At 55.9% G+C, this 6796-nt stretch carries 5 protein-coding genes and 1 tRNA gene; 1 reads left to right on the top strand and 5 read right to left on the bottom strand.

The window, feature by feature from the left end; translation table 11 throughout:
* The 4 genes from mutL to nnr all read right to left on the bottom strand — a co-directional run.
* Positions 1-1199, bottom strand: a 1199-nt coding sequence (gene mutL / locus RTY00_RS16225) for a DNA mismatch repair endonuclease MutL (protein ID WP_312665127.1), incomplete at its 3' end; no start/stop codon positions are given.
* 43 nt (positions 1200-1242) lie between these two features.
* Positions 1243-2904, bottom strand: coding sequence for an N-acetylmuramoyl-L-alanine amidase AmiB (amiB, locus tag RTY00_RS16220; RefSeq protein ID WP_312665126.1), 1662 nt, complete (start codon positions 2902-2904; stop codon positions 1243-1245).
* Positions 2901-3377: a tRNA (adenosine(37)-N6)-threonylcarbamoyltransferase complex ATPase subunit type 1 TsaE gene (gene tsaE / locus RTY00_RS16215; RefSeq protein ID WP_312665125.1), complete on the bottom strand. Its 477-nt coding sequence runs from the start codon at positions 3375-3377 to the stop codon at positions 2901-2903. The genes amiB and tsaE overlap by 4 nt, the downstream gene beginning before the upstream one ends.
* Before the next feature lie 3 nt (positions 3378-3380).
* Positions 3381-4898, bottom strand: coding sequence for a bifunctional ADP-dependent NAD(P)H-hydrate dehydratase/NAD(P)H-hydrate epimerase (gene nnr / locus RTY00_RS16210; RefSeq protein ID WP_312665124.1), 1518 nt, complete (start codon positions 4896-4898; stop codon positions 3381-3383).
* On the opposite strand from nnr, the gene queG reads away from it, so the two are divergent.
* The gene (gene queG, locus RTY00_RS16205; protein ID WP_312665123.1) at positions 4897-6036 is read left to right on the top strand and encodes a tRNA epoxyqueuosine(34) reductase QueG; all 1140 of its coding nucleotides are present in this window, start codon (positions 4897-4899) and stop codon (positions 6034-6036) included. The two genes, nnr and queG, sit on opposite strands and share 2 nt — an antisense overlap.
* A 432-nt stretch (positions 6037-6468) precedes the next feature.
* Here the strand turns inward: queG and RTY00_RS16200 are convergent.
* A tRNA-Gly gene (locus RTY00_RS16200) sits at positions 6469-6544 on the bottom strand.
* Positions 6545-6796: the final 252 nt, after the last annotated feature.

The following is a 6796-nucleotide window of genomic DNA, read 5'->3' as shown; positions in this document are numbered from 1 at the left end:
TGCTTATACGCATTGCCTTCACGCGCACTGTAAACCGGCTCTTTATTCTGCCAGTTTGCACCCGCCGCTGCAGAAGCGCCGCCGCTGCTGCGTAGCGTGTTGCTGGGCTGGGCAAAGTGGTTCGCACCTGCCGCCTGACGGTTTTCTGGCTGCCACTTCGGTGCCGGTTCTTCGGCGTGGGCGATGGGCAATTCCGGCGCGCGACTGGCTTGCAGCGCACTCATCACGCCTTGCCAGATAAAATCATGTACCAAACGCGACTGATGGAAACGCACCTCATGCTTTGCCGGATGGACGTTGACGTCTACCTGATGCGGATCGATCTCCAGATAGAGCACGTAAGCCGGCTGCTGATCGTCGCCCAACTGCGTTTGATACGCCTGACGAATCGCGTGATTGATCAGCTTGTCGCGCATCATGCGTCCGTTGACGTAGCAATATTGCAGGTCGGTAACCTGGCGCGAGCCATTGGGATCGGCGACCCAACCGCGCAGCGCTAAATCGTCGTGCTGCCACTCAATACGCAAAGCGTGCTGCATAAACGTGGTACCGCAAATGGCACCTAAACGCCGCTCCCGCTGCGTATCTTCAATGACCGCGCGATACTGGCGCATCAACTTACCGTTGTGGCTAAGCGAAATGGCGACGTCAAAGCGTGCTAGCGCAATACGACGAATCACCTCATCAATATGGGTAAATTCGGTCTTTTCGGTACGCATGAATTTGCGGCGGGCGGGCGTGTTATAGAACAGGTCGAGCACTTCCAGCGATGTGCCCACCGGATGCGCAGCCGGTTTCACCGTCACATCCATATCGCGCCCTTCTGCGTAGGCTTGCCAGGCTTCACTTTGATCGGCGGTGCGTGAAGTCAGCGTTAAACGAGAAACGGAACTGATACTGGCAAGCGCTTCGCCACGAAAACCGAGGCTCATGATCGCTTCAAGATCATCAAGCGAGGCTATTTTGCTGGTCGCATGCCGCGCCAGCGCCATCGCCAGTTCATCTTTGGCGATGCCGCAGCCGTTGTCGCGAATGCGGATGAGCTTCGCGCCACCTTTTTCAATATCGACATCAATGCGCGTGGCACCGGCATCCAGGCTGTTTTCCACCAGCTCTTTTACGACCGACGCCGGACGCTCAACCACTTCGCCTGCGGCAATCTGGTTCGCCAGCTGCGGCGGTAAAATCTGTATTGGCATGGTGGTGATCCTTCTGGCTGGTTGGCTCACAGGGAGCCAACAATCAGGATTGCGGAATTTTTAAGTTTTGCCCCAGCATCACATTGCTCGACTTCATATTATTCGCCTGCATGATGGCTTTCGAGCTCACACCATAGCGCGCGGCAATGGCCGTCAGCGAATCGCCGCGCACCACTTTATGCCGGGTTGGACGACTCGCCGCCGCCACGCTAACGCTGGATTTCGCGGGCACCTTCAGGCGCTGTCCCACCCAAACCACATCGCGCTTCAGGCTATTCATCTCACGTAACGTCGCCATGCTCACGCCATATTTTGCCGCGATGCCGGACGGCGTTTCGCCACGCGTCACGGTATGACGCTGCGTCGCGCCGGTATATTGCACCGTGCCGGTCGCCGGGTTGCTGGCGACGCTAACCGCTGGTGCGCTGTCCAGCGGCCGGTTTTCCTCCTTTGGGATCGATTGCAGCGGATGCGTAAGGAAATAATTGCGCAGGCCTTTATAAATCGACTGAGCAATCTTCTCCTGATACGCGCTGCTGCCAAGCAGCCGCTCCTCCGCGGCATTACTAATAAAGCCGGTTTCGACCAGTAAAGAAGGAATATCCGGGGAACGTAAAACGCCAAGGCTGGCATGTTCCGGCAGACGTTTATGCAGCGGCGTGATACCGCGCAGCTGCTGCAGGACTTTGACGGCGACGTCATAACCTACACGCTGTGAATGACCAAACTGCAAGTCCAGAACCGCCTGGCTGAGATAGGGATCGGCCTGGCTGTTCGCCAGCAGATCGCCTGCGCCGCCCAGCAGCTCAGATTGTTTCTCTTTCTGTTCCAGCCAGTTCGCCATTTCGTTATTGGCGCGGCGGTTAGACAGCACCCAAACCGATGCGCCGGTGGCCGAATGATTTGGCGCGGCGTCGGCGTGAATGGATACCAGCAGATTCGCGTTCTCTTTACGTGCCACTTCCGAACGGCCCATCACCGAGATGAAATAGTCGCCGTTACGCGTCAGCACCGGTTTGAACATCGGATCCTGATCCATCAGCGCTTTCAATTTACGCGCAATCGAGATGGTGACATTTTTCTCATGCAAACCGTGCTGGCCTGATGCACCGGGATCCTGACCGCCGTGTCCGGCGTCAATCGCCACAATCACCACATCGTTGCGGCTGACCGAGTTGCCGGGACGCACGGTGGTATTGCTGCTGGTTACCGCAGTCACCTGATTGGCGTTGAACGGATTGCCCTGGCTGCTGCTCTGCGGCTGGCTTTCACGCGCCGTGGTGACAGGCGCAACAGCGGCCGGACGTTTCGCTGGCTGCGTCCCACGAATGGTGAACACCACGCGATAATTACTGCCATCGCGCTGCGTGCTGGCGCGCGTCTGCGCGGGCTGCGTCAGTTCGAACACTAAACGCAGGCTTTGCTTATCTTTCGGCTGGCTATGACGAATGCGCTGCACAATATTTTCGCCGCTAAAATTCAGCGGCAAACCTTTAATCGCGCCGCTTTGACGAATATCCAGCACCACACGATTGGGATTATGCAGCGGGAAAAAGCCATACACCGGCTGACCGTTAAAGCTCAGCGTGACGGTGGCCTGGCTATCGCCATTTTCAACTTTGATATCTGATAACGTGGCAGACAACGCCGAGGCAGAAAACAGGCACAGCAAGCCCAGTACAATGATTCTCATCCGTGACATCATGCCGGATCCCTGCCTTGCTGGAATTGGGTTAACAGCGCTTCGCCCGTGGCGGAAACTGCACTAATTTCGGCTTCACGCGCCGCATCAACATAGCGCAACGTCAGCGCTAAATCGGGCTCAGGCAGCACGCCAGTTCCCTGCTGCGGCCACTCCACCAGACAAAGCGCATCGCCGGTGAAATAGTCACGAATACCCATAAATTCTAGCTCTTCAGGATCGGCAAGACGATAGAGATCGAAATGGTACAGTGTGCGAGAGCCAAGCTCGTAGGGCTCGACCAGCGTATAAGTTGGGCTTTTTACATTGCCTTGATGGCCGAGCGCCTGCAGAAAACCACGGCTAAAGGTGGTCTTACCGGCCCCCAGATCGCCATAAAGATAGATCACCAGCGCGCTAGTGCAGACGCGCGCCAATTGCGCACCCAGATTCAGGGTTGCCGCCTCATCGGGCAAAGGGATAACACAGGTCTTCATGCTTTATTGTTGGATCATCTCTGGATTAACAAACTGCCACAGCAGCTCGAACAAATCAGTGGCTAACATGCCGCGTGTACCGCGTTGACGCGCGACGGCATCGGCTGTTGCCCCATGCGCGACACAGCCTGCGCAGGCTGCATCAAGTAATGTCAGTTTCTGGCCGAGCAGAGCGGCAATAATACCGCTCAGCACATCGCCCATGCCGCCGGATGCCATGCCCGCGTTACCCACATCGGCAATGGCGATGTCACCCGCCGCGCTGGCAATCACCGTGCCCGCGCCTTTCAACACCACCACGCCGCCGTAGCGTTTCGCCAGGGCGCACGCAGCATGTAAGCGGTCACTCTCAATCTCGCTGGTTTTCACTCCCAGCAAGCGTGCAGCTTCGCCGGGATGCGGCGTAATGATGCGATTCTGACGGTTATCCTGCTTGATTGCCAGCAGGTTAAGCGCATCCGCATCCCAAAGCATCGGCTTTTCACTGGCCGCGATCTTTTTCAGTGCCTTCTGAGCCCAATCACGCTGGCCAAGCCCCGGCCCAACGGCGATGACATCCGCCCACTCCAGCGCCTGATCCAGACGTTCATCGCTCAGCGCATCAACCATTAACTCCGGTCGCGCGGTGAGAATCGGGCCAATATTATCTTCATGCGTCAACACGCGCACAAGTCCGGCACCGCTTCGTAGTGCGGCTTCACCGGTCATACGAATCGCACCCGCCGTGCCGCTATCGCCGCCGACCACCAACAGCCGACCTTGGTCGCCTTTGTGTGAGGTCGCACGACGCGGTTTCAGCCAGCGCGTTAAATCCCCAGCGTCATAGCGTGAAATCGATGCCTTCTCAGCGGCAAGGAACGCCGACAAGCCCAACTCGTGGTTATGCAACACGCCAACGTAATCGCGCGCCTTGCCGGTCAGTTGGCCGGGTTTCAGCGCAATCATGCTCAGCGTGTGATCAGCGATGACCGTTTCGCCCGGCGCCGTGCCGTTAGCCGCCAGCAAACCGGAAGGAATATCGATCGCCAGCACCGGTGCAGCATGCGCGTTGATCAGCGTAATCAGGCGATCGTAGGGATCCGCAGGTGCACGATTCAGGCCGGTGCCGAGCAGCGCATCAACAATCACATCAACCTTTTCCGGCCACGGCGCATCCGCCGCGTGAATCACACCGCCAGCCGCCAGCCATGCGTCTTGAGCCTGCTGCGCCTCTTCTGGTAAGACTTTGCTGCCCGCGCACGCCAGCAGCGTTACGTTCAATCCTGCGGCTTGCGCCAGTCGCGCCACCACAAAACCATCGCCGCCATTGTTGCCGTGCCCGCACAGTACCAACCAATGTTGCGCCTGCGGCCACAGTTGGCAGACTAATTCATAGCTGGCCTGGCCAGCGCGTTGCATCAGCTCAAACAGCGTTAAGCCCAGGCTATCGGCGGCATCGCGTTCCAGTTGTGCCATCGCCTGCGCAGGCCAGACAGAGTGTGGTAAACTGCGCGCGTTTGCTTCAATTGCCTGGTTTCTCATGTCATATCCTCTCGATCTTCAACAGCTCGCTCAACAAATCAAACAGTGGGGACGCGACCTCGGCTTCCAGCAGGTGGGTATTTGCGATACTGATCTGAGCGCCGAAGAGCCCAAACTGCAGGCGTGGCTGGATAAGCAATATCACGGCGAGATGGATTGGATGGCGCGCCACGGCATGATGCGCGCGCGGCCACATGAACTGTTGCCCGGCACGCTGCGCGTGATTAGCGTACGCATGAACTACCTTCCAGCCAAAGCCGCCTTTGCCAGCACCTTAAAAAATCCGCAGCTGGGCTATGTAAGCCGCTATGCGCTGGGCCGCGACTATCACAAAGTATTGCGCAATCGACTGAAAAAGCTCGGAGAAATGATTCAGGCGCACTGTGGCGAACTTAATTTTCGCCCATTCGTCGATTCCGCGCCGATTCTCGAACGCCCGATAGCCGCTAAAGCCGGTTTAGGCTGGACCGGCAAACATTCGCTAATCCTTAACCGTGAAGCGGGCTCCTGGTTCTTCCTCGGCGAATTGCTGATTGATCTGCCGTTACCGGTTGATCAGCCACAGGAAGAGCAGTGTGGACGCTGTGTCGCCTGCATCACTATCTGCCCCACTTCCGCTATCGTCGAACCTTACGTGGTCGATGCCCGGCGCTGCATCTCCTATCTCACCATCGAGTTGGAAGGCGCAATTCCTGAAGAGTTCCGTCCGCTAATTGGGAATCGAATTTATGGCTGCGACGATTGCCAGCTGATTTGCCCGTGGAATCGTTACGGCCAGTTAACCGATGAAGATGATTTCTCACCGCGCGCGGTGCTGCATGCGCCGCCGCTCACCGAACTATTCAAATGGGATGAAGCCAAATTTCTGCGCATCACTGAAGGTTCAGCGATTCGGCGTATTGGGCATTTGCGCTGGTTGCGAAACATTGCGGTGGCATTGGGCAATGCGCCCTGGACAGAAGAAAATATGGCGGCATTAGAGTCGCGCAGCGGCGAACATCCACTGCTTGATGAACATATTGAATGGGCGATTGCACAGCAGTTGCAGAAACGCGCGGCGCAAGCGGTGGAAGTGCAACCAGCGAAGAAACAGCGGCTGGTGCGCGCGGTCGAAAAAGGCCTGCCACGTGATGCGTGATTGAGCAGTCGCACAGGATAAAACGCTTTTCCACATGCTGTGAATAAAATTATCCAACGGAATAGTGATGGAGATCGTAATTTCATCTAAAGGGTAAGATCACAGTCTGAAATACGTTTAACCACTTATAAATCAAGAAGCTAAGCGATTATTGTAAATATTCACGTCGTGTTTAGCGCGCAGGGGCTTGTCCAGAGCTTGTGGATAACTCTGTTCAAAACAGTTTTAAACAACGGGGAAAACGCCGTCAGAACCTTGCAGGCACATTGTGGATAACCTGTAAGATAACTGCGTCAGACAACAAGCATTATCGATGCTAGCGAGGCGTGCAAAATTTCCAGAAAAAACGATGATGCATGCGATAAAAATATCAGCAGCAGTTTTAATTCTGATTGCGCCTAAGGGCAAATAACATTAGTGAATATAAAAATTTGGAGCGGGAAACGAGACTCGAACTCGCGACCCCGACCTTGGCAAGGTCGTGCTCTACCAACTGAGCTATTCCCGCATAATCTTCGTATTTTAGTCTGCTACTGCGTTGGCTGCCTTCGCTCACCCAGGTCACTTACTGATGTAAGCTCCCAGGGATTCGTTCAGTTGCCGCCTTGTTGCAAACTAAAATACTCGATTCTGCATCTTCGTATTTTTGTCACAACAATCACGCTAACGACTAAATCCGTGATTTGGATGGTTTACTACAAACTCTGGAGCGGGAAACGAGACTCGAACTCGCGACCCCGACCTTGGCAAGGTCGTGCTC

It is taken from the genome of Pantoea sp. CTOTU49201 (assembly GCF_032054795.1).
Classification (GTDB): domain Bacteria; phylum Pseudomonadota; class Gammaproteobacteria; order Enterobacterales; family Enterobacteriaceae; genus Pantoea; species Pantoea symbiotica.
Note: the sequence above shows the minus strand (reverse complement) of the source record. Positions and strands in the feature narration are given on the sequence as shown.